Origin of the sequence: Thalassotalea psychrophila (assembly GCF_031583595.1) — a bacterium.
Taxonomy (GTDB): domain Bacteria; phylum Pseudomonadota; class Gammaproteobacteria; order Enterobacterales; family Alteromonadaceae; genus Thalassotalea_A; species Thalassotalea_A psychrophila.
In genome coordinates, this window is record NZ_CP134145.1 from 4,176,155 (window position 1) to 4,201,313 (window position 25,159).

General features: G+C 39.9%; 15 protein-coding genes. 5 read left to right on the top strand and 10 right to left on the bottom strand.

The features are described 5' to 3' along the window. Positions 1–23: 23 nt before the first annotated feature. Positions 24–3,638 carry a PKD domain-containing protein gene (locus RGQ13_RS17415; RefSeq protein WP_348391002.1) on the bottom strand — a complete coding sequence of 1,205 codons (3,615 nt, stop codon included), beginning with the start codon at positions 3,636–3,638 and terminating at the stop codon, positions 24–26. A gap of 416 nt (positions 3,639–4,054) precedes the next feature. On the opposite strand from RGQ13_RS17415, the gene RGQ13_RS17420 reads away from it, so the two are divergent. The 5 genes from RGQ13_RS17420 (at position 4,055) to feoB (ending at position 9,267) form a co-directional block, all read left to right on the top strand. Then, on the top strand, positions 4,055–5,236 hold the full coding sequence (locus RGQ13_RS17420; protein WP_348393431.1) for a porin: 1,182 nt from the start codon (positions 4,055–4,057) through the stop codon (positions 5,234–5,236). Between the two features lie 194 nt (positions 5,237–5,430). Further along, positions 5,431–5,949, top strand: a complete 519-nt coding sequence (locus tag RGQ13_RS17425; RefSeq protein ID WP_348391003.1) for an FMN-binding protein — start codon at positions 5,431–5,433, stop codon at positions 5,947–5,949. Positions 5,950–5,954: 5 nt separating this feature from the next. Then, positions 5,955–6,728 carry a PepSY domain-containing protein gene (locus RGQ13_RS17430; protein ID WP_348391004.1) on the top strand — a complete coding sequence of 258 codons (774 nt, stop codon included), beginning with the start codon at positions 5,955–5,957 and terminating at the stop codon, positions 6,726–6,728. A 128-nt stretch (positions 6,729–6,856) separates the two neighbouring features. Continuing rightward, positions 6,857–7,081: a FeoA family protein gene (locus tag RGQ13_RS17435; protein WP_348391005.1), complete on the top strand. Its 225-nt coding sequence runs from the start codon at positions 6,857–6,859 to the stop codon at positions 7,079–7,081. Next, positions 7,081–9,267 carry a ferrous iron transport protein B gene (feoB, locus tag RGQ13_RS17440; protein WP_348391006.1) on the top strand — a complete coding sequence of 729 codons (2,187 nt, stop codon included), beginning with the start codon at positions 7,081–7,083 and terminating at the stop codon, positions 9,265–9,267. Before RGQ13_RS17435 ends, feoB begins: the two co-directional genes overlap by 1 nt. 771 nt (positions 9,268–10,038) lie before the next feature. Here the strand turns inward: feoB and tuf are convergent. The 9 genes from tuf to rplA form a co-directional block, all read right to left on the bottom strand. After that, positions 10,039–11,223, bottom strand: coding sequence for an elongation factor Tu (gene tuf, locus RGQ13_RS17445; RefSeq protein WP_348391007.1), 1,185 nt, complete (start codon positions 11,221–11,223; stop codon positions 10,039–10,041). A 106-nt stretch (positions 11,224–11,329) separates the two neighbouring features. Further along, entirely contained in the window at positions 11,330–13,435 is a 2,106-nt protein-coding gene (gene fusA, locus RGQ13_RS17450) for an elongation factor G (protein WP_348391008.1), read from the bottom strand. Between the two features lie 77 nt (positions 13,436–13,512). Further along, positions 13,513–13,986: a 30S ribosomal protein S7 gene (gene rpsG / locus RGQ13_RS17455; protein WP_348391009.1), complete on the bottom strand. Its 474-nt coding sequence runs from the start codon at positions 13,984–13,986 to the stop codon at positions 13,513–13,515. Positions 13,987–14,069: 83 nt separating this feature from the next. Then, positions 14,070–14,444: a 30S ribosomal protein S12 gene (rpsL, locus tag RGQ13_RS17460; RefSeq protein WP_011045492.1), complete on the bottom strand. Its 375-nt coding sequence runs from the start codon at positions 14,442–14,444 to the stop codon at positions 14,070–14,072. A gap of 225 nt (positions 14,445–14,669) precedes the next feature. Continuing rightward, complete coding sequence (gene rpoC, locus RGQ13_RS17465; protein WP_348391010.1) at positions 14,670–18,884, bottom strand: DNA-directed RNA polymerase subunit beta'; 4,215 nt, start codon at positions 18,882–18,884, stop codon at positions 14,670–14,672. 86 nt (positions 18,885–18,970) lie between these two features. Continuing rightward, positions 18,971–22,999: a DNA-directed RNA polymerase subunit beta gene (gene rpoB, locus RGQ13_RS17470; protein ID WP_348391011.1), complete on the bottom strand. Its 4,029-nt coding sequence runs from the start codon at positions 22,997–22,999 to the stop codon at positions 18,971–18,973. Between the two features lie 243 nt (positions 23,000–23,242). Next, positions 23,243–23,608 carry a 50S ribosomal protein L7/L12 gene (gene rplL, locus RGQ13_RS17475; protein WP_348391012.1) on the bottom strand — a complete coding sequence of 122 codons (366 nt, stop codon included), beginning with the start codon at positions 23,606–23,608 and terminating at the stop codon, positions 23,243–23,245. A gap of 72 nt (positions 23,609–23,680) precedes the next feature. Continuing rightward, positions 23,681–24,175 (bottom strand): 50S ribosomal protein L10, encoded by a 495-nt coding sequence (gene rplJ, locus RGQ13_RS17480; protein WP_348391013.1) that lies wholly within the window; start codon positions 24,173–24,175, stop codon positions 23,681–23,683. Between the two features lie 285 nt (positions 24,176–24,460). Continuing rightward, positions 24,461–25,159, bottom strand: a complete 699-nt coding sequence (rplA, locus tag RGQ13_RS17485; protein WP_348391014.1) for a 50S ribosomal protein L1 — start codon at positions 25,157–25,159, stop codon at positions 24,461–24,463.

Sequence of the window (25,159 nt, forward strand, 5' to 3'; positions counted from 1 at the left end):
ACCTTTATTATTGTTCATATTAGTTATGGTGTTGATAAAAGTGCATCGGCGATTGCTTTAAGTTGAGCGTCAGTACGATCTCCAACCATATCTACAGGGCCAGCTTTTAATTGTTCAAATGTAAAATCAGTTAAAGGATAACCATTACCTGGATGTGGCTGCCCCATACCATTACCAGAATGACATATGCCACAATCCCCTTCAAAGATAGCTTCACCATCTGTTATCAAGGCTGTTATTTCTAAAATTTGATAATCGGATAAGTAAGTGAAGTCTGGCATACTTACAGCTTCTGTAATGGCAGTTTTAAGTTGTTCAAAGGTACGGTCGGTAATATCCCAACCAGGTGTTCCGTAGCCATTACCGATATGACACATTCCACAATTTGGCGTAGCGAAGAATGATTCTGCATCAAATAACGCATCTGATAACGCAGATATTTCTACATCTCTTAGGAAGTTTAGGTCGCTCATCATTCCTATACCATTTGGTATATCACCTCCTCCAAATATTGCATTAGTTATCTGCTCTACAGTCGAGTTGGTGCGGTCTGAGTAGGATCCCCCATCATCCATGCCATTGCCTACGTGACAATGGTCACAGTGTTCTTCGTATAAAGCTACACCGTCAGGGCTCTTCATTAAGTTTGCTATTTCTGCTATTTGGAAATCAGATAAGTGAGCAAAATCTCCCATAGTCGGACGTGCAATAATCGCAGCTTTAAGCTCATCGAATGATTTATCTGTTAGATCTGTTGGCGTAGTCGCATTTCCGTAGCCATTACCGGCATGACAAAAACCACAGCCTGTATCACTTTCAAAGAATGATTCTGAGTTGAATACAAAATTTGATATTTCTTGGATTTGACGTTGATCGAGTATATCGATTTCATCATCACCTAACATTGGTGGGGTGAATCTAATAACATTAGTTATTTCTTCAGCAGTTTTACCAGCTAGATCTTCTTTTGTGTGACAAGCAGCACCACATCTAGTGTCAAATAAATCAGCGGGACTAGAAATTGCTATTGCTATTTCTTCTATTTGGCGAGGGGTTAAAGCTGTAAGGGTCGGATCATCCTTCATACTTCCATTGTTAGCTATCGCACCAGTTATTTGTTCAAAGTTTTTATTTGTTTTGTCAAAACCAATAGTACCAGTGCCGAATCCATTCGCTATATGACATCCTCCACACTTAGCTACAAACAGTGTTTCTCCGTTAATAAGTTCATCTGCGATTACTTGAATTTGGCGAGGGTTTAAATTCTCTGTGAAGTTAGGAGCTCCATTTCCCATACTAAAACCAATTTGAGTTGTTATTTCCTCGACTGTAGCATTCTCTTTCATAACGTCTACGGGGTCGTGACAAGAACTACCACTACACGAATCTTGCAGTAATTTCTGAGGATCTGTAATTGCTACTTCCACTGAAGTTACTTGACGTTCATTTAAAGCAAAGCCTGGTCCAATCTCCATTCCTTCATCTAGAATTTGCTGTACATTCTTATTGGTCTTATCGCTATAAATAGGTTCATCTGGGCCTAAACCATTTGCAGTATGACAACTAGCTCCACAAGTACTTGTGAAGATTTGCTCGCCATCTAATGCTAAGTAATCAGATATCACTTGAATTTGGCGATCATTAACGACTACTACGCCCATCTCATCACCAGCGTTATTCGCAATTGCAGTTTTTATTTGTTCAAAGGTTGCATCACCCTTTTCTTCCTTGCTATGACAACTACTACATTTCTCTATAAATAACTCAGGGATATTAGTTATAGCTAGTTCGATGGCGTGTAACTCTGCATCATTAACAGTTACAGTCATTTTACCATCATCGATAGCACCACGAATTTGCTGCGCATTTTTATTTGTTTTGTCACCAAAAACACCAATCTCATTTACTGTATGACAATGCCCACACTTAGTATCAAATAATGCAGTTCCATCTAAAGGTACAAGGTAATCTGAAATTTCTAGTAATTGACGCTCATTCAACACTTCGTAATCAGGAATCATCATTGGATCAAATTTGCCAATAGCCCAGGAAATCTGCTCAGGGGTTTTATCGGCAAGTTCATCAAAGCCGTGGCAAGTTGAGCACTCTGCAGCAAAGAATTGTGGCGTATTGCTTATTGCCAATTCTATGGCTAATAGCTCTTCAGCGGTTAATTCAATTGCCCCCATACCTCCAAAGTCACTCGCTATTGCCCCCTCAATTTGAGCAACATTTTTATGGGTCTTATCACTAATGGTACCCACTCCATGTCCATTAGCAGTATGACAACCACTTGTACCACATGTTGTTTCAAATAAAGCTACACCATCTATTATTTCAGGCACTAACGCATCTGCAATAGCCTGCAATTCAGGATCTGTTAAATGCCCTATCATACTGTCTGGTGCTTTGCTAAGTTGCTCGAAAGTATAACCAGTTAAGTCACGCCCAATCGTTCCAGAACCCAAGCCATTACCAATATGACAATCACCACATTCACTTTCAAATAATGCTTCGCCATCTATTATCTCAGGCACTAAAGCATCAGCAATAGCCTGCAATTCAGGATCTGTTAAATGCCCTATCATACTGTCTGGTGCATTGCTAAGTTGCTCGAAAGTATAACCGGTTAAGTCACGCCCAATCGTTCCAGAACCCAAGCCATTACCAATATGACAATCACCACATTCACTTTCAAATAATGCTTCGCCATCTATTATCTCAGGCACTAAAGCATCAGCAATAGCCTGCAATTCAGGATCTGTTAAATGCCCTATCATACTGTCTGGTGCATTGCTAAGTTGCTCGAAAGTATAACCGGTTAAGTCACGCCCAATCGTTCCAGAACCCAAGCCATTACCAATATGACAATCACCACATTCACTTTCAAATAAAGCTTCACCATCGATTGGCGGCTCTACAACTTCACCTTCAATAGAAACAGTAACAATATCAGTTGCACTTAAGCCATCATTATCAGTTACCGTAAGTTCAAATACTAAATCACTAGCTTCAATATTTGGAACAGTGAACTTTGTAGTTGGGAAAGTAGGGTTAATTAAAGTAACGGTTTCACCTGAAGTTTGCTGCCACTGATAACTTACAATACTGCCATCAGAGTCAGTGCCGATGCCGAATAAATTAACAACATCGCCATACATTGCAGCTTTATCAGATCCTGCTTCTGCTGTTGGTGGAATTGTGCCACCGCCTCCATCAACTTGTACGGTAATATCAACAGTATCTGTGGCAAAATTACTTTCTGAGCCGGTAACTGTTAATTCGAACGTTAAAACATTATCTACTGGATTGCTTGGGCTGGTGAAACTTGCGGTGGCATTGTCTGAATTTAACAGTGATACGATATCACCAGAGGTTTGTGTCCAGGCATAACTGCTAATGGTTCCGTTATCTGTTGAACCCGAGCCGGGTAAAGTAACTATTGCTTGGGGAGTTACTTGTTGGTCAACACCTGCATTGGCGGTAATGTTGGTATCGGGATTTTCATCGTTATCATCATCGTCGTCATGATCACAGCCTGCCAGTGACAACATACTGATGACGAACAAGAGCCGATAAAAAATTTTGAAATGAAATAATGTTGCTGAAAGTAACCCCGAACTATTACCTAAACGCATGCTTCAACCTAATTTCTATTGATAAATTTGAACTGTCAGAAAGTTCTATAACAGTATAAAAAAAATACATACTAAAAAGATTAGTAGACTTTTTCGTTTTGAGGTAATTTTTCGTTAAAAATATGTTAAAAAAACAAGGTGTTATTTTCTTCATATTGTATATAAAGGTTAGATTTTATAAATATTTTCCAATTGCAGTTATTGAACAGTGTACTGTGCGATTTATAACCTATATGTAACCTTGAAAACGTACAAATATTGTCGTTAAATAACATTTTTTATCATTTCAGTAAAAAACTTGATCTAAATCAACAAATACAAATGAGAATTGTTTGCATTTAGATTTAGCTTTCGCTATAGTCTCGCCATAAAATAATTATCCATTAAAAAACATCTTTACCAGGGAAACCCAAATGATGAAAAAATCAATTATCGCTACTGCGCTTATTTCTTTATTTGCAACCAATGCGATGGCAGCTGAGGAAACTCAAGAATTACGTGACGTTATTGCCGAGCAACAAAAAGTTTTAAAGTCTTTAGAAGCCCGTTTAAACGAAACTGAAAGCCGTCTTGAAGCAACAGCTAGCCAAGTTGATGAAAATGCATCTGCCAGCCCGTTTGCTAATACAACGATTGGCGGTTACGGTGAACTTCACTACAACAACTACGAAGATGAAGATGCTGAGGTTGATTTCCATCGCTTTGTTTTATTCTTTGGCCATGAGTTTGATTCAAAAACACGTTTCTTCTCTGAATTTGAACTAGAGCATTCACTAGCCGGTGACGGTGAAGACAAGCCAGGTGAGGTTGAGTTAGAACAAGCTTACGTTGAATATGATTACAGCAAAAACATTACAACTAAAGCTGGTTTATTTTTAGTACCTGTAGGTATTATCAATGAAACTCATGAGCCACCAACATTCTACGGTGTTGAGCGTAACGGTGTTGAGAAGAATATTATTCCTGCGACTTGGTGGGAAGCAGGTCTTGCAGGTAACTTTAAAGTTGCTCCTGGCTTAAGCATTGACGCAGCAATTACGAGTGGGTTGAATGTAGTTAATGATGTAAGTGATAAAAACGCTTATTTAGTTCGTAAAGGTCGTCAAAAAGTGGCTGAAGCAAGTGCTGAAAACCTAGCTTATACCGCCCGTGTAAAATACACAGCAATTTCAGGCTTAGAATTAGCCGCTACAGTTCAATATCAAACTGATATCACTCAAAGTGCAGCGGGTGTAGATGAAGCCGCAGCGACATTGATTGAAGCACACGCAATTTATCAAGTTAATGACTTTACAGTTCGTGCATTATACGCCACTTGGGATATTGATGGCGATGAAGCAGCTTCACTTGGTCGTGATGAGCAAACAGGCTGGTATGTGGAGCCTTCTTACAAAATTAACGAAGAGTTTGGCGTATTTGCACGTTACTCTGAATATAATAACCAAGCAGGCGATAGTTCTTCTGACGCAGTAGAGTCAACAAGTGCAGGTATCAACTATTGGTTACATGAAAATGTGGTATTTAAAGCAGATGTTGAAGAATTAAGTGGTGCTAAAGATTCTAAAGGCTTTAACTTAGGTTTCGGTTACCAGTTTTAATTACAGATAATTGGTTTGTATAAAAAACAATTAACATTAAAGTGAGTAAGGTAACCCTTATTCACTTTATTCATTTAAGAAATAAATGGATAATACGATTTATTTCTTAAATGAATAGAAACACAGGTGCTATATTTACGGATTAATTTTTCTTTAAAATAGCAACCACAATTGCATTAGCTAAAAGGCACTGCGTGAACAAAATAATCTTCATTCTATTAATATTAACTGGCAGTGCATTTTCAGTAGTTGCTGACGGTGTTTATCAGTCTAATGAGCAATTTTTAGAGCAAGCATTTAATGCAGAAATACCAAAAGCAGAAGCGTTATGGTTAACTGTTGATGATAAAACAGTAATCAGTGCCATAATGAGTCGCAAGTTCAACCAACTACGAGTACGATTCTGGCAACAGGATGGTGCAACAGTGTGGATACTTGATGAAATTGGCAAAGAAAAGCCAATCACCATTGGTGTTCATATCAAAAACGAAAAAATAGTTAACCTTAAGGTGCTGGCATTTCGTGAAAGCCGTGGTGATGAAGTTCGTCATCAGTTTTTTACCAAGCAATTTATTAATGCTGAGTTAAATGAAGAGAATCAGTTAACTCAGCATATCGATGGCATTACCGGTGCAACGCTGTCGGTTAGAGCATTAAACAAAGTCGCTCGTCTTGCACTTTGGCTAGATAACAAAACCCAAGTGACACAATAAATAATATGGTTAAAGCATCTAAAAAATCTCTTCACACAAAAATCATACGTCACTTACGTGAGTGGCATCGCAAATCTGGAATTTTTGCTGCATTCCTACTGATTTTTTTATCTATTTCGGGTATTGCACTTAATCATACCGAAGCTTTTAAGCTTGGCCATACTGCCATTACCAACCAATGGTTGCTGCAACATTATGGGATCAAAGACCCTAGCAATTCAAAGTACTTCTTTAATAAACAATTTAGTGTAAGCGATGGCTATATATTTAAGAATGACATTTTGCTGCAAGAAGGCTCAGAGAATGTAATAGCTATCGGCCAATATTTAGAATTTGATCTGGTGTTAACGCAAAGCAAGCTATCACTTTTTGATGATAGTGGTGAATTGGTTGATCAAATCACCCATAGTGATGGCCTGCCTTCTGGTATTAAAGCAATGGCCATTAATACTAACGCGAATAACAACACCATCATATTAAACACCCTAAATGGTTATTATCAAAGTGGACAACACTTGCTTGAATGGCAAAAAGTAGATTTCATTGTTGAACCTTCGTGGATTAAAGCTGATCAAGTTACAAGCGACAACATAAATGATGCCAAGTTACGTTATAAATCACAATTTCTTACGTTAGAACGAGTAGTGCTAGATGCACATTCAGGTCGGATATTTGGCGATTATATGGTGTTGTTTATGGATATTATTGCTCTTGCCATAATTATTCTTTCGCTCAGTGGCTTATATATTTGGATCCGTTACGCACGTTCCAAACGATAATCATTGCTATTCACCGCAAATTTATTGCTTTACATCAATTATTAACTGATTAAATCAATTTTTAATTGCTGAAATGGCTATGATTTTATAAACTGTAATGAGAATCATTATTATTTAAGGTAGTTTTCATGACCCTAGTTGAATTGCAAAAAAGCCAACGAGCTAAAATTAGTTATCTTCCAGATAACTTCGATTTGACCGCGCAATTAATGGAACAAGGTTTTGCCTTAAAGTCTGAAGTTTGTATGGCGCAAAAAGCACCATTTAACGGCCCTATTGCGTTTCACCTGCACGGCACTAAAATTTGCCTTGCTACTGATGTTGCCAAACAAATTGGTATAGAACTAGTCTAATGTCACAACTCTCCCATATTGCCCTTGTCGGCTTTGCTAATGCCGGAAAAAGTACTTTTTTTAATAATCTTACCGGCTCAAAACAACAAACAGGAAACTGGACTGGAGTTACCGTTGCCAGTACACAAAAGCAATGTAGCTTACTTGGTCAAACAAGAGTACTGTCAGATTTACCCGGTATCAGCTCGTTAACAGCGAAAGCACATCAAAGTAAAGATCTATCAATAACCAAAGATTTTCTTAAAAACGAAAGCGTCGATTATCTGATCAACATTGTTGATGCTACGCAATTAAAAAGACAACTGTATTTAACTACACAATTATTAGAGCTTGGCTTACCAATGTGTGTGGTATTAAATAAATCTGATCGTAAAGAAGTTGATGAAATAGACTTTGATATTCTTTCCGAGCAATTAGGCTGCCCGGTAATTGCAGTGAACAGTTTTGATAAAAATACAACTACTCAAGTTGAAGCTGTTATGGCGGCGTCCACAAAAAATAGTGCTCGTCCTAAAAACCTAGTTTTACCTGAAAATATTTTAACTCAAATGACAGATAACAACTGTAATTTACTTGAGTTAGAACAAGGCGGTTGTCAGAACGATCAATGTCATAATGCAGATACTATTGCTATTATGCAGTCACGTTACAACTTTATTAATGACTTATTAGCAAAAGCGACTATCGCTGCCAACGAATCTCATTCATTTAGTGATAAATTAGACAAATTCATCTTGCATCCTTTCCTTGGATTGCCAGTATTTTTACTGATGATGTATTTGTTATTTATGTTCGCTATCAATGTTGGTAGTGCATTTATCGATTTTTTCGATATTTTCGCCGGTGCCATTTTTGTCGATTACCCACAGTACCACCTTGCCCAATTAGATTTACCAGTTTGGCTATTAACAATTATCGAAGGAGCAGGCTTAGGCATTCAAACTGTTGCGACGTTTATTCCTGTAATCGCCTGTCTATTTATTGGTTTATCGCTATTAGAAAGCAGCGGTTATTTGGCTAGAGCAGCATTTGTTGTTGATAGCTTAATGCAAAAAATAGGTTTACCCGGTAAAGCGTTTGTGCCGTTAATTGTTGGATTTGGTTGTACTGTACCTGCGGTGATGTCAGCTCGCATTTTAGATAGCGAACGAGAACGCATTACCACAATTATGATGGCACCGTTTATGTCTTGTGGTGCTAGGCTACCTGTTTATGCGTTATTCGCTACGGCATTTTTCCCTGATTCAGGGCAAAATATAGTATTTTTATTATATTTGCTTGGTATCGCTGCGGCGTTATTTACCGGATTATTACTTAAACATACGATATTAATGGGTACTAATTCTGTCAATATCTTAGAATTGCCATTATATGAACTTCCAAAGCTTTCATATTTAGCTAAACGCGTTTGGCAACGAACTCGTTCGTTTATTCTTGGTGCAGGTAAAACCATTGTAATTGTTGTTTGTATTTTAAACTTTTTTAATTCTTTAGGTACCGATGGCGAATTCGGTCATCAAGATACTCAAGAATCATTATTAAGCCAAACAGCACAAGTGGTAACCCCGTTATTGCAGCCAATGGGTATCAAAGAAGACAATTGGCAAGCCAGTGTTGGTATCATCACCGGTATATTTGCCAAAGAGGCATTAGTTGCAACGTTCAATAGTTTATATTCAGCTCCTGAAACAGAAGCGAGTGAATTAAGCTCGATAACAGAACTATGGGATGAAGCTTATGCAACAGTATTAGAGAATTTACTAGGTATTAAGGCTGACGACCCACTTGGTACCGATATTGGTGATGTATCTGATATTCATATTGCCGCACAACAGCAAGGTGTTGAAGAGAGCACCATTACCATCATGCAAACAGCATTTGCTGGCACCATTGGTGCATTCAGTTATTTGTTGTTTATATTGCTTTACACGCCGTGTGCTGCTGCTATGGGTGCCATTAAGAATGAAGTTGGTACTCGTTGGGCTACATTTGCCGGAGTATGGAGTTTCGCCCTTGCATATCTAGCCGCAACTTTTGTTTTCCAGGTTGCTAATTTAGCAGCACAACCAGTATACGCAAGCATTTGTATCGTTTCGGTAATTGCAACATTTGTATTAATTTATGCTTGGCTGAAACGATTTGGCAAACAGATCCTAACTATTCCAGTGCAAGTATCTTTTCGCTAATATAGTTTAAAATATGAATTAGAAATAAAGAGGATTGAGCCTATGGCTTAATCCTCTTTTTGTTTTATGGGATTTGAGATTGTAAGCTGAGATCCTGAAATAAAATCAGGAAAATGGTTTGGAGATTTTATCAGATGTGGATTACATGGAAGTGGGGTCAGAGCAAAATTTACTGAGAAAGTAAATTTTGGTCTGACCCCGTTGGGTTGTGACGTCAACTTTTTTGTAAGCTCACTGTCAAATATGGAGGTTCCATCCAAAAGCACGATGGAATGACGTGGTTTAAGTTGATTAATAACACGATGGCTCAACTATTTTCGAAAAAATATAACGTCATTCCGGAGGAGCTCAAGCGACATCCGGGACCTCCCAATTTGACAGCGCGCCAAGTAACAATAGCTCTTCGTTTCTCGTTTCTCGTTTCTCGTTTCTCGTTTCTCGTTTCTAAATCCTAAAAACAAAAAAAGCGCCGAAGCGCTTTTTTTAAGGTTTGGTATTTACCAAAACATTAGTCGATGATTTTAGAAACAACACCAGCACCGATTACGCCATGGATGGCGTGTATGCCGAAAATGCAGGAGCAATTTTTCGGTCAGTACGGCTCAAGTAAATCATAAATGATTTATCTGCAAGCCAGAGGCTTACAGCGATAACTAAAAATAGTGCCTATTTCCTTATCGTTATCGTCATCACGGAACACCGTGAAGCTGGCCGTACAAACAAAAAAAGCGCCGAAGCGCTTTTTTTTAAGGTTTGGTGTTTACCAAATCATTAGTCAATGATTTTAGAAACAACACCAGCACCAACTGTACGGCCACCTTCACGGATAGCGAAGCGTAAACCTTCTTCCATCGCGATTGGGTTGATTAGCTCAACAACAAACTTAAGGTTGTCGCCAGGCATTACCATTTCAACACCTGCAGGAAGCTCTACAGCACCTGTGATATCTGTTGTACGGAAGTAAAACTGTGGACGGTATCCTTTGAAGAATGGAGTATGACGACCACCTTCATCTTTACTTAACACGTATACTTCTGATTCGAATTTAGTGTGTGGGTTAACTGAACCAGGCTTACATAATACTTGGCCACGTTGTACGTCTTCACGCTTAGTACCACGTAATAATACACCACAGTTCTCGCCAGCACGACCTTCGTCAAGAAGCTTACGGAACATTTCAACACCAGTACAAGTAGTAAGCGTAGTGTCTTTGATACCTACGATAGCAACTTCGTCACCAACTTTTACGATACCACGTTCAACACGACCAGTTACAACAGTACCACGGCCTTGAATTGAGAAAACATCTTCGATTGGAAGAATGAAATCACCATCGATAGCACGCTCTGGCTCTGGAATGTAAGAATCAAGTGCATCTGCAAGCTCAATTACTTTTTCTTCCCATTTAGCTTCACCTTGAAGTGCGCCTAATGCTGAACCTTGGATTACTGGTAAGTCATCACCTGGGAAATCGTATTCTGAAAGAAGTTCACGAACTTCCATCTCTACTAATTCTAGTAATTCTTCGTCATCTACCATGTCACATTTGTTCATGAAAACAATAATGAATGGAACACCAACTTGGCGAGATAATAAGATGTGCTCACGTGTTTGTGGCATAGGACCATCTGTAGCAGCAACTACTAAGATAGCGCCATCCATTTGAGCAGCACCAGTGATCATGTTTTTAACATAATCGGCGTGACCAGGACAATCTACGTGTGCATAGTGACGTGCATCAGTATCATACTCAATGTGAGAAGTATTGATTGTAATACCACGTTCACGCTCTTCAGGAGCGTTATCGATTTGTGCGAAATCTTTAACTTCACCACCGTGTACTTTTGTAAGTACAGCTGAGATTGCAGCAGTTAATGTTGTTTTACCGTGATCGACGTGACCGATAGTACCAACGTTAACGTGCGGTTTATTACGTTCGAATTTTTCTTTAGCCATTGTTCTAATACCTTAAAAGTTTATAGTAAGCATACTCCAATATGAGCAAGCTTGAATTTAAATTACTAAGTAAGATTAATTATCTTAATTAGTTTGCCAATTGGAATTAATATCCGCTTGGCTGACAAATTGATTCTGTTACATTTTTTGGAGCTGCATTGTATTGCTTAAACTCCATTGAGTAAGATGCACGGCCTTGAGTTGCACTACGTAAATCGGTAGCATAACCAAACATTTCTGACAGTGGCACTAATGCCGTTACTATCTTAGAGCCTGCAGGACCTTCATCCATCCCCTCAATCATGCCGCGACGTCTGTTTAAATCACCAACTACGTCACCCATGTTTTCTTCTGGTGTTGTTACTTCAACTTTCATCATAGGCTCAAGTAATGCAGGGTTTGCTTCTAACACACCTTGCCTAAAGCCTATTGAAGCAGCTACTTTAAAAGCCATTTCGTTTGAGTCAACATCATGGAATGAACCGTCATATAAAGTTGCTTTGATATCTAACAATGGAAAACCAGCTAAAACGCCGTTTTGCATTTGTTCTTCACAACCCTTTTCAACAGCACCCCAGTATTCTTTTGGTACAGCACCACCAACAATCTCACTCTCAAATTGGAACCCTTCGCCTTCAGCTAAAGGTTCAATTCTAAGCCAAACATGTCCAAATTGACCACGTCCACCAGATTGTCGTACAAACTTACCTTCAACTTCCACGCTTTTGCGAATAGTCTCACGATAAGATACTTGTGGTTTACCAACATTACAATCTACTTTAAACTCACGTTTCATTCGATCAACAAGGACATCTAAGTGAAGTTCACCCATGCCAGAGATAATCGTTTGACCAGTTTCATCATCAGTTTCAACACGAAATGATGGATCTTCTGCTGCAAGTTTACCTAAAGCTACACCCATTTTATCTTGGTCAGCTTGAGTTCTAGGCTCTACTGCGATAGAAATTACCGGTTCTGGAAATTCCATACGCTCTAATGTGATCACCTTTTGAGGGTCACATAACGTATCACCCGTTGTTACGTCTTTCATACCAATTAAGGCCGCGATGTCACCAGCACGAACTTCTTTGATTTCTGAACGATCATTAGCGTGCATTTGTACAATACGGCCAATTCGTTCTTTTTTCGCTTTAACTGCATTGTATACCGCATCGCCAGAGTTAACCACACCCGAATATACCCGGATAAAAGTAAGTGTCCCTACGAATGGGTCAGTTGCAATTTTAAACGCCAGAGCTGCAAATGGAGCGCTGTCATCGGCTTCGCGAGTACCTTCGGTTTCGTTTTTATCGTTGTTAATACCTGTTATTGCCTTAACTTCTGTAGGCGATGGTAAATATTCTACGACTGCATCAAGAACCGCTTGTACACCTTTGTTCTTGAAAGCTGAGCCACAAGTTACTAGGATGATTTCATTATCTAAGCTACGAGTTCGTAACCCGGCTTTGATATCAGCTTCAGATAATTCACCTTCTTCTAGGTATTTATCCATCAACTCTTCAGAAGCCTCTGCAGCAGATTCAACTAAGTGTTCGCGCCACTCTTCGGCTAAATCCTGCATATCACTTGGGATGTCTTCATAACTGAAGGTCATACCGTGATCTTCTTCATTCCAGTTTATTGCCTTCATCTTAATAAGATCGACAACACCGGTAAATTCTTCTTCACTACCAATGGCTAGTTGCATTGGTACAGGATTCGCACCAAGGCGGTCCTTCATTTGTTCAACAACACTCAGGAAATTGGCACCAGTACGGTCCATTTTATTTACGAACACTAAACGTGGTACTTCGTATTTTTCCATTTGACGCCATACGGTTTCAGTTTGAGGCTGAACACCAGATGAAGCGCAAAGTACTAATACAGCACCGTCGAGTACACGCAAAGAGCGTTCTACTTCAATAGTAAAATCTACATGGCCGGGAGTGTCGATGATATTGATACGGTGGTCTTTAAATTGACCTTCCATGCCTTTCCAGAAACAGGTAGTAGCAGCGGATGTGATAGTGATACCACGTTCCTGCTCTTGTTCCATCCAGTCCATGGTAGCAGCGCCGTCATGTACTTCACCAATTCTATGAGATAAACCAGTATAAAATAGTACACGTTCAGTTGTTGTCGTTTTGCCAGCATCTACGTGAGCACAGATACCGATATTACGGTATAGCTCAATAGGAGTCTTACGAGCCACTTTACTTAATCCTTGTTCTAAGGTTGCCCTTAGATAACAGAAAAAGGCCGGCCAATTGCTTGGCCAGCCATATTATCTTACCAACGGTAATGAGCGAATGCTTTGTTAGCTTCAGCCATTCTGTGAACGTCTTCACGTTTTTTCACAGCTGAACCTTTGTTATCAGAAGCATCTAACATTTCGTTAGCTAGGCGTTGAGCCATTGATTTTTCACCACGTTTACGAGCAGCGTCAACTAACCAGCGCATTGCTAGCGCGTTACGACGTACTGGACGAACTTCAACTGGAACCTGATAAGTTGAACCACCTACGCGACGAGATTTAACTTCCACTGAAGGGCGGATGTTTTCTAAAGCGATCTCGAACAACTCTAAGTGTTCTTTTTCAGTATTTTTCTCAGTTAAGATGTCTAGTGCACCATAAACGATTTTTTCTGCTGTCGATTTTTTACCATCAACCATAAGGATGTTGATGAATTTTGCTAAAAGTTCATTTTTGAACTTCGGATCTGGCAAGATTTTTCTTTGTCCTACGACACGTCTTCTTGGCATTTTATGTACTCCGATTGTAATTTCAGGAATTTCCCAAAACAAAAGTTAAATTAGGTTGTTTGGCCTTACTTGACGGAGTTCCGTTAAGATTTAGGGCGCTTAGCACCGTACTTAGAACGGCCTTGTCTTCTATCGCTTACACCAGAACAATCTAGTGCGCCACGAACAGTGTGATAACGCACACCTGGTAAATCTTTTACACGACCACCGCGAATTAAAATTACGCTATGCTCTTGTAAGTTGTGACCTTCACCACCGATGTAAGAAGTAACTTCGAAGCCGTTAGTTAAACGAACACGAGCTACTTTACGTAGTGCTGAGTTAGGTTTTTTTGGTGTAGTAGTATACACACGAGTACATACGCCACGACGTTGTGGACAAGCTTGTAACGCAGGAACGTTACTTTTAGTTACTTGTCTTACACGTGGTTTACGTACTAATTGGTTAATAGTTGCCATTAATGGGCTCCAAATTAGTTATACATGTGCTTAGTTACAGTTTATTTCTGTAATTTCAGCACGCTCTTAAACGTGAAAATCCGCGACCCTACTTATAGGGTCGCGGAATTTTATAGGTCAAGCACCTAACTGTCAAGTTATACAAGGAAGATCCTTGATCTTTTTTGTACAGTTTATGATCACCGGCAAAAGATCTTAACAGACCTTTTGCCTAATGATTATGCTTTATTCGTCACCACTTGGAGCAAAACCGCCTAACAGGTCTGCATTTAATGCATCTGTTAGTGCTTGTTCAGCGTCTTCAGCGGAAACTGTTGTTTCTTCTTCAACAGCAGCATTGGCTTTATTCATGCGATTTTGATGATACGCATAACCAGTACCTGCAGGAATTAGACGACCAACTATTACGTTTTCTTTCAGTCCACGTAAGTCATCTTTCTTACCTGCAACAGCAGCTTCAGTAAGTACACGAGTTGTTTCTTGGAACGATGCAGCAGAAATAAATGACTCTGTTGCAAGTGACGCTTTAGTAATACCTAGCATAAGAGTTTGGAACTCAGCTGGTTCTTTACCTTGCGCTTCCAATTCACGGTTAGCAATTTTAACGCGTGCTACTTCAACTTGCTCACCAGGTAAGAAGTTACTGTCACCAGCTGTCATGATCTCACACTTGCGGATCATCTGACGAACAATTACTTCGATGTGCTTATCGTTGATTTTTACACCTTGTAAACGGTATACATCTTGTACTTCGTTAACAATGTAGTTAGCAACATGGTCAATACCACGTAAACGTAAGATATCGTGAGGAGACTCAGGACCATCGGCGATAACTTCACCTTTAAGTACAGATTCACCTTCGAACACGTTAAGTTGACGCCATTTTGGGATCATCTCTTCGTATACTTCACCACTTGGTTGAGTGATTAATAAACGACGCTTACCTTTAGTTTCTTTACCGAAACCAATGATACCTGTTTTCTCAGCAAGAATTGCAGGCTCTTTTGGCTTACGAGCTTCAAATAAATCAGCAACACGTGGAAGACCACCGGTAATATCACGAGTTTTTGATGACTCTTGTGGGATACGTGCTAACGCATCACCGATATTTACTTCCGCACCATCTTCAAGGTTAACAATTGCGTTACCAGGTAAGAAGTATTGTGCAGGAATTTGTGTTCCAGCGATCATTACATCATTACCTTTCTTATCTACAAGCTTAACCATTGGGCGCATTTCTTTACCAGCTGAACCACGTTGTGCAGGGTCAGTGATAACGATACTTGATAAACCTGTTAGTTCATCAGTTTCACGCTCCATAGTTACCTTATCAATAAGGTCTACGAATTGAATTTTACCACCTACTTCAGTGATAATTGGATGCGTATGCGGGTCCCAGTTAGCGATAGTTTCGCCAGCTGCGATTGCTTTGCCGTCTGCTTTATTCAAGATTGAACCGTAAGGAACTTTATAACGTTCTTTTTCACGACCTAATTCATCAATAACAGTAATTTCTGATGAACGTGATGTGATTACTAGTTTCTTCTCAGAGTTAGTAACAAACTTCGCATTTTGAAGTTTTAATGTACCAGTGTTTTTAACTTGTACGCTGTTTTCAGCAGATGCACGAGATGCTGCACCACCGATATGGAACGTACGCATCGTTAACTGTGTACCCGGCTCACCGATTGATTGTGCTGCCACAACACCGATTGCTTCACCTTGGTTGATAAGGTGACCACGAGCCAAATCACGACCGTAACATAATGCACAAACACCAAAATCTGTATCACAAGTAATGATTGAGCGTACCCAAACTTGATCCACTGAGTGTTCTTCTAACGTGTCACAATCTGCTTCGTCAAGTAAACTGTTACGTGCGAAAAGTACATCTTCAGTACCTGGTGTAAACACATCTTGTGCTACAACACGACCAAGAACACGTTCACGTAGAGGTTCTACAACATCACCGCCTTCAATAAGCGGAGTCATTAATAGACCTTCTTCAATACCACAATCGCTTTCAGTTACAACTAAATCTTGTGCAACATCAACTAGACGACGAGTTAAGTAACCCGAGTTAGCTGTTTTAAGTGCCGTATCGGCCAAACCTTTACGAGCACCATGAGTAGAGATGAAGTATTGTAATACGTTCAAACCTTCACGGAAGTTCGCTGTGATTGGCGTTTCGATGATTGAACCATCTGGCTTAGCCATTAGACCACGCATACCGGCTAATTGACGAATCTGAGCGGCACTACCACGAGCACCAGAGTCAGCCATCATGAAGATAGAGTTGAATGAGTCTTGCTCTTCCATCTCACCGTCGCGGTTTAAGATTGATTCTTTTGATAAGTTGTCCATCATCGCTTTCGAAACTTTTTCGTTAGCAGATGACCAGATATCAATTACTTTATTGTATTTCTCACCAGCAGTTACAAGACCAGATTCAAATTGCTCCTGGATCTCTTTAACTTCTTCTTCACAGGCTTCAATGATAGTGTATTTCGCATCTGGAATTACCATATCGTCGATACCAACTGAAGCACCCGCGATCATCGCGTAGTGGAAACCGGTATACATAATTTGGTCAGCAAACATTACTGTCTCTTTTAGACCCAGATTACGATACGAATGGTTAATCAGTGTAGAGATCTGCTTCTTACCTAATGGCTTATTAATAAGCTCATACGGTAAACCTTTAGGACATACTTGCCAGAAAAGTGCGCGACCAATAGTTGTATCAATCATAGATACAACATCTTCACCATTTACAAATTCAGTGATACGAATTTTCACGCGAGCGTGTAATTCTGCAACTTCTGTACGGTAGGCTTTTTCTGCTTCTTTCACAGATTTAAAGACCATACCTTCACCTTTACCATTAACACAATCACGTGATAAATAATAAAGACCTAATACAACATCCTGTGAAGGAACGATGATTGGGTCGCCGTTAGCTGGTGATAATACGTTATTGGTAGACATCATTAACGCACGAGCTTCTAATTGAGCTTCGATTGTTAAAGGAACGTGTACCGCCATTTGGTCACCATCGAAATCGGCATTGTATGCCGCACAAACTAGTGGGTGTAAATGGATTGCTTTACCTTCGATTAGTACTGGTTCGAACGCTTGGATACCAAGTCTATGAAGAGTTGGTGCACGGTTAAGCATAACCGGATGTTCACGGATTACTTCATCAAGTACATCCCAAACTTCACCACCTTCACGTTCAACTAGTTTTTTAGCAGCTTTAATTGTAGTCGCAAGACCACGAGCTTCTAATTTACCGTAGATGAAAGGTTTAAATAACTCTAATGCCATCTTCTTAGGAAGACCACATTGATGTAAACGTAGTGTTGGACCAACCGTGATTACAGAACGACCAGAGTAATCAACACGCTTACCAAGTAAATTCTGACGGAAACGACCTTGCTTACCCTTGATCATATCAGCAAGAGATTTAAGAGGACGTTTGTTAGAACCAGTAATTGCACGACCACGACGACCGTTATCTAATAACGCATCAACAGACTCTTGTAACATACGTTTTTCGTTACGTACGATAATGTCTGGTGCTACTAAATCTAGTAGACGTTTAAGACGGTTGTTACGGTTAATAACACGACGATATAAATCGTTCAGATCAGACGTAGCAAAACGACCGCCATCTAGTGGAACTAGTGGACGTAGATCTGGTGGAAGGATCGGAAGAACCGACATAATCATCCATTCTGGTTTGTTACCAGATTGAGCGAATGCTTCCATTAATTTTAAACGTTTAGTGATTTTTTTACGCTTAGTTTCACTACCAATTTCAGGTAGCTCTTCACGCATTTGATCAATTTCAGCGTTTAAGTCAATTTCTTTCAAAAGGGCTAAAACTGCTTCAGCGCCCATTTTTGCGTCAAATTCATCACCGTGTTCTTCAAGAGAGTCTAAGTACTCTTCTTCGGTTAAAATTTGGCTGCGCTCTAATGTAGTCATACCAGGTTCGGTAACAACATAAGATTCGAAATATAATACACGTTCAATATCACGCAATGTCATATCAAGTAATAAACCGATACGAGATGGCAATGATTTTAAGAACCAGATGTGAGCAACTGGGCTAGCTAATTCGATGTGTCCCATACGGTCACGACGAACTTTAGTTAGCGTTACTTCAACACCACATTTTTCACAAATAACACCACGATGCTTAAGGCGCTTGTACTTGCCACATAAACATTCGTAATCTTTTACTGGTCCGAAAATTCGGGCACAGAAAAGTCCGTCACGCTCTGGTTTGAACGTACGGTAGTTGATGGTTTCTGGCTTTTTAACTTCACCAAATGACCATGAACGGATCATGTCTGGTGAGGCTAGACCAATTCGAATACCATCGAATTCTTCAGTTTGATTCTGTTGCTTAAGAAACTTAAGTAAATCTTTCACACTTCATCTCCTGTCGGAGTTAACATCTGGGGAGAGCTTTACGCCCTCCCCGTATACTGTCTAATAAATTAGTTCAGCTATTCAGGTTATTCCTTGTCCAGTTCGATATTGATACCTAACGAACGGATTTCTTTCAACAATACGTTGAATGACTCAGGCATTCCTGGTTCCATACGGTGATCACCGTCAACAAGGTTTTTGTACATTTTAGTACGACCGTTAACGTCATCAGATTTAACCGTAAGCATTTCTTGTAGAGTGTAAGCAGCACCGTATGCTTCAAGTGCCCATACTTCCATCTCACCGAAACGTTGACCACCAAATTGCGCTTTACCACCAAGTGGTTGTTGCGTAACTAGTGAGTAAGAACCAGTAGAACGTGCATGCATCTTGTCATCAACTAAGTGATTCAGTTTCAGCATGTACATATAACCTACGGTAACAGGACGCTCAAATGCACGACCAGTACGGCCGTCAAATAAAGTGAACTGACCGCTTTCTGGCATATCTGCCAAACGGAATAGTTCTTTAATTTCTTTTTCTGCAGCACCATCAAACGCTGGTGTTGCAATTGGTAAACCGGCACGAAGGTTATCAGCTAAACGCTTAACTTCATCATCAGAGAAGCTATCAATGTCTACTACTTGGCGAGATTCGCCAACTGCGTAAACATCTTTCAAGAATATACGAAGTTTCGCTAATTCTTGCTGCTCTTTGATCATACGGTCAATTTTTTCACCGATACCGCGACACGCCATACCTAAGTGAGTTTCTAAAACCTGACCGATGTTCATACGTGAAGGTACACCAAGAGGGTTAAGCACGATATCTACCGGCTCACCATTCTTGTCATGTGGCATATCTTCCACAGGAACAACGTTAGAGATAACACCTTTGTTACCATGACGACCAGCCATCTTGTCACCTGGTTGTAAGCGACGCTTAACAGCAAGGTAAACTTTAACGATTTTAAGTACGCCTGGTTGTAAGTCATCACCTTGAGTGATCTTACGACGTTTAACTTCATATTTCTTATCAAAGTCAGCTTTAATGGCATCATACTGCTCGGCAATTTGCTCAAGTTCAGTTTGTTGACCTTCATCGCTTAGGCTTTGACTTAACCATTGGTCACGAGACATACCATTAAGGTCAGACTCATTTAAACCAGATGATAATAGAAGTTTCTTAGCACGGGCATAAATACCATCTTCTAAAATGCTGAATTCATCGCCAAGATCTTTCTTAACTTCTTTCAATTGCATTTCTTCAATTTCCATCGCACGGGCGTCTTTTTCAACACCGTCGCGAGTGAATACTTGAACATCGATGATAGTACCTGAAACTGAGTTTGGTACACGTAAAGAGCTGTCTTTAACGTCAGCTGCTTTCTCACCGAAGATAGCACGTAATAATTTTTCTTCTGGTGTTAACTGAGTTTCACCCTTAGGAGTAACTTTACCCACTAAGATGTCGCCGCCGTTAACTTCTGCACCGATGTATACAACACCTGATTCATCTAATTTAGATAATGCAGACTCACCAACGTTAGGGATATCAGAAGTAATCTCTTCTGAGCCTAATTTGGTGTCACGAGCGATACATGATAATTCCTGAATATGAATAGTAGTGAAACGATCTTCTTTCGTTACACGTTCAGAAATCAACATTGAATCCTCGAAGTTATAACCATTCCAAGGCATGAATGCGATACGCATGTTTTGACCAAGAGCCAACTCACCTAAATCGGTAGAAGGACCATCGGCTAACACGTCACCACGTTGCACTGGTTCGCCAACATTACAAGTTGGACGTTGGTTAATACAAGTATTCTGGTTAGAACGAGTGTATTTAGTTAAGTTGTAGATATCGATACCAGCTTCACCGGCATGCATTTCGTTTTCGTTAACACGAACAACGATACGACTCGCATCTACATAGTCAACAACACCGCCACGTTTGGCAACGGCCGTTACACCTGAATCTACAGCAATAGTTTTTTCCATACCGGTACCAACTAAAGGCTTATCAACTTTTAGTGTAGGTACTGCTTGACGTTGCATGTTCGCGCCCATCAAGGCACGGTTAGCATCATCATGCTCTAGGAATGGAATAAGTGATGCCGCCACAGAGATAATTTGCTGTGGTGATACATCCATATATTGAACTTGTTCTGCAGACAAAAGAGTAAATTCATTCTTATGACGACAGTTAACTAAGCCTTCTACTAAACGTTTGTCAGCGTCAACTGCAGCATTCGCCTGAGCGATTACAAAGTTGCCTTCTTCGATAGCAGATAAATAATCAATATCATCAGTGATAAGACCGTCTACTACTTTACGGTATGGAGTTTCTAAGAAACCATAGTCGTTAGTACGGGCATAACATGATAATGAGTTAATCAAACCGATGTTTGGACCTTCCGGCGTTTCGATTGGACATACACGACCGTAATGGGTTGGATGTACATCACGTACTTCAAAACCTGCGCGCTCACGTGTTAAACCACCAGGGCCTAACGCTGAGATACGACGTTTATGAGTAACTTCCGATAACGGGTTGTTCTGATCCATAAACTGTGACAACTGTGAAGAACCAAAGAATTCTTTAACAGCTGCAGAAATAGGCTTAGCGTTGATTAAATCTTGTGGCATTACTGCATCAAGATCACCAAGACTTAAACGCTCACGTACAGCACGTTCAACACGAACTAGACCAACGCGGAATTGGTTTTCAGCCATTTCACCAACAGAACGGATACGACGGTTACCTAAGTGATCGATATCGTCCACTTCGCCTTTACCGTCACGGATTGAAATTAACGTTTTCATTACCGAGATGATGTCATCATGCGATAAGATACCAGAGCCAGTGCTTTCTGAGCGACCAACACGGCGGTTAAATTTCATGCGACCAACAGTTGATAAGTCATAACGTTCTTCGGCGAAGAATAAGTTCTGAAATAATGCTTCAGCAGCATCTTTTGTTGGTGGCTCACCTGGACGCATCATACGATAAATTTCAACTAACGCTTCTAAGCGGTTAGTAGAGTTATCAACACGTAAGGTGTCTGACATGTATGAACCACAATCGAATTCATTCATGTATAAAGTGTCAAAAGTCTTAAAGCCAGCTTCAGTTAATTCAGCTAATAGCTCTAGTGTTAATTCAGCATTCGCTTCAGCGATTACTTCACCAGTACTTTTGTTCACATGCTCTTTAGCAAGTACGCGACCAACAATATAGTCAGCAGGTACATCTAAGGTAGTGACATCGGCTTTACCTAAAGCACGGATGTGACGAGCAGTGATACGACGACCTTGTTCTACAAGTACATCGCCGTTTGGTAATTTGAGATCAAACGTTGCGGTTTCACCACGTAAACGTTCTGGCACAAGTTCCATAACTAACTTGTTTTTCTTGATATCAAAACGTGTTGTTTCAAAGAACATTTCCAGAATTTCTTCTGTTGTATATTCTAAGGCACGTAACATAATTGATGCAGGTAACTTACGACGTCTATCTATACGTACAAATAAGTTATCTTTAGGATCGAATTCAAAGTCTAACCATGAACCACGGTAAGGAATAACGCGGGCGTTATATAACACTTTACCTGATGAGTGGGTTTTACCTTTATCGTGATCGAAGAAAACACCCGGAGAACGATGTAATTGCGAAACAATAACACGCTCAGTACCATTAATTACAAAGGTACCATTATCCGTCATCAATGGGATTTCGCCCATGTAGACTTCTTGTTCTTTAATATCTTTAACTGTACCGGCTGCGGCTTCTTTATCGTAAATTACCATGCGTAATTTAACACGTAGAGCGGCAGAGTAAGTTACACCGCGAATTTGACATTCTTTAACATCAAATAACGGCTCACCTAAACGGTAGCTAACATACTGTAATTCTGAATTACCAGAATAACTTTTTATTGGAAATACGCTACGGAAAGCGGCTTCTAAGCCTACTGCACCCGTTGCATCGATATCAATAAACTTGCGGAAAGATTCGAGTTGGATAGACAACAGGAATGGATAATCCATTACCTGAACACTTTTACCAAAGTCCTTTCGAATACGCTTCTTCTCAGAATAAGAGTAAACCATGGGTTCCTCATCTAGCTGGTTATGGCCAAGTCTGACTTATTTTAAGTCAGGAATAAAACTGATTGTTAACCAAAAAATAACACTGTTAAATTTCGATTAACAATCAATAATGCACTGTTTTGATTCAAAAAAGAACCAAAATATTGAGTTGATTAAAAATCAATCTCTTTTAGCGCAAAAAGGCCGGTGATATAAATCACCAGCCATTGCCTAATTTAGGCAACTAATCTGTATAAAAACAGATTATTTGATCTCAACAGAAGCACCAGCTTCTTCAAGAGTTTTCTTAAGCTCTTCAGCTTCAGCTTTTTCAACGCCTTCTTTGATCGCTTTAGGAGCTGACTCAACTAAGTCTTTAGCTTCTTTAAGGCCTAGACCTGTAGCGCCACGAACAGCTTTGATTACTGCAACTTTCTTCTCACCGAATGAAGTCATTACAACGTCAAATTCAGTTTGCTCTTCAGCAGCACCACCAGCGTCAGCTGCAACAGCAACGCCAACAGCAGCAGTTACGCCGAATTTTTCTTCCATTGCTTCAACTAAAGCAACAACATCCATTACAGACATGTCTGCAATTGCGTTTAAAATATCTTCTTGAGAGATAGACATAATGTTTTTCCTATTTCTTTAAAACAGCTAATACGCTGTTATATAACTATATAAATATAAGCTAACAGCGAATTATGCTGCTGCTTCTTCTTTCTGATCACGAACTGCAGCAATAGTGCGAGCAAGTTTGCCTGCAGATGCTTCTTTCATAACGCTCATTACACGTGCAATAGCTTCGTCGTAAGTAGGTAATTTCGCTAATACCGAAATATCTACAACGTTGCCTTCAAATGCTGCGGCTTTTAATTCAAAGTTTTCGTTAGATTTAGCGAAATCTGAGAACAAACGTGCTGCAGCACCTGGGTGCTCGTTTGAAAATGCAATTAATGAAGGACCAACTAATGTATCAGAGATACATGAGAATTCAGTTCCTTCCAATGCGCGACGTGCTAATGTGTTACGAACAACCTTCATCCATACACCATTTTCACGAGCTTCTTTACGCAAAGTAGTAATTGCATCAACTGTTACACCGCGAGAATCCACGATTACAGCTGATTGAGCGCCAGTAGCAGCTTCTTGAACTTCAGCAACAATTGCTTTTTTATCATCAAGATTGATAGCCATTGGCTTTAACTCCTGGTTTCACCGGACGAATCCGATATTTAAAACTCCTAAGATAATCTTTTACCTTAGGCCATTACGGCGAGAGCCAGAAATTTAGGAAAATATCTGGGTAATCACCATCTACGTAGGACATTAAGTAGTTATCACCATACTCATAAAGTACTTAAGGCTTTAACAACACCTACGGTCTTGGACGGGAGCTGAGTATCTAAAAAGACACCAGCACCTACCAAATTTTTAGGGGCGAAATTATAGTCTAATTTCAACCCCTTGTAAAACGCTAAATTAAGCGATTGTCAACGAGTTTTGAGCGATGTTAATACCAGCACCCATAGTTGTTGATAAACTGATTTTAGCAAGGTATGCACCTTTTGCTTGAGCTGGCTTAGCTTTGCTAAGAGCAGCAAGTAAAGCTACTAAATTTTCTTCTAATTGAGCGTTTTCAAAGTCAGCCTTACCGATTGTAGAATGGATGATACCATTCTTATCGTTACGGTAACGAACCTGACCAGCTTTAGCATTTTTAACTGCTGTAGCTACGTCTGGAGTTACAGTACCAACTTTAGGGTTAGGCATTAAGCCGCGAGGACCTAATACTTGACCAAGTTGACCTACAACACGCATTGCATCTGGAGTAGCAATAACTACGTCAAAATCCATTACGCCAGCTTTAACTTGTTCAGCTAAATCTTCCATACCGATAATGTCAGCACCAGCTTCTTGAGCCTTCTCAACATTAGCGCCTTGAGTAAATACTGCGACACGTACGTTACGACCAGTACCGTTTGGCAATACTGTAGCGCCACGAACGTTTTGATCAGATTTACGTGCGTCAATGCCTAGCTTAACAGCTACATCAACACTTTCTCTGAAGTTAGCAGTAGCTAACTCTTTAAGAAGTGCTAAAGCTTCATTGATTTCATATTCTTTTGTTACGTCTACTTTTTCACGGATAAGACGAGCGCGTTTTGATAATTTAGCCAT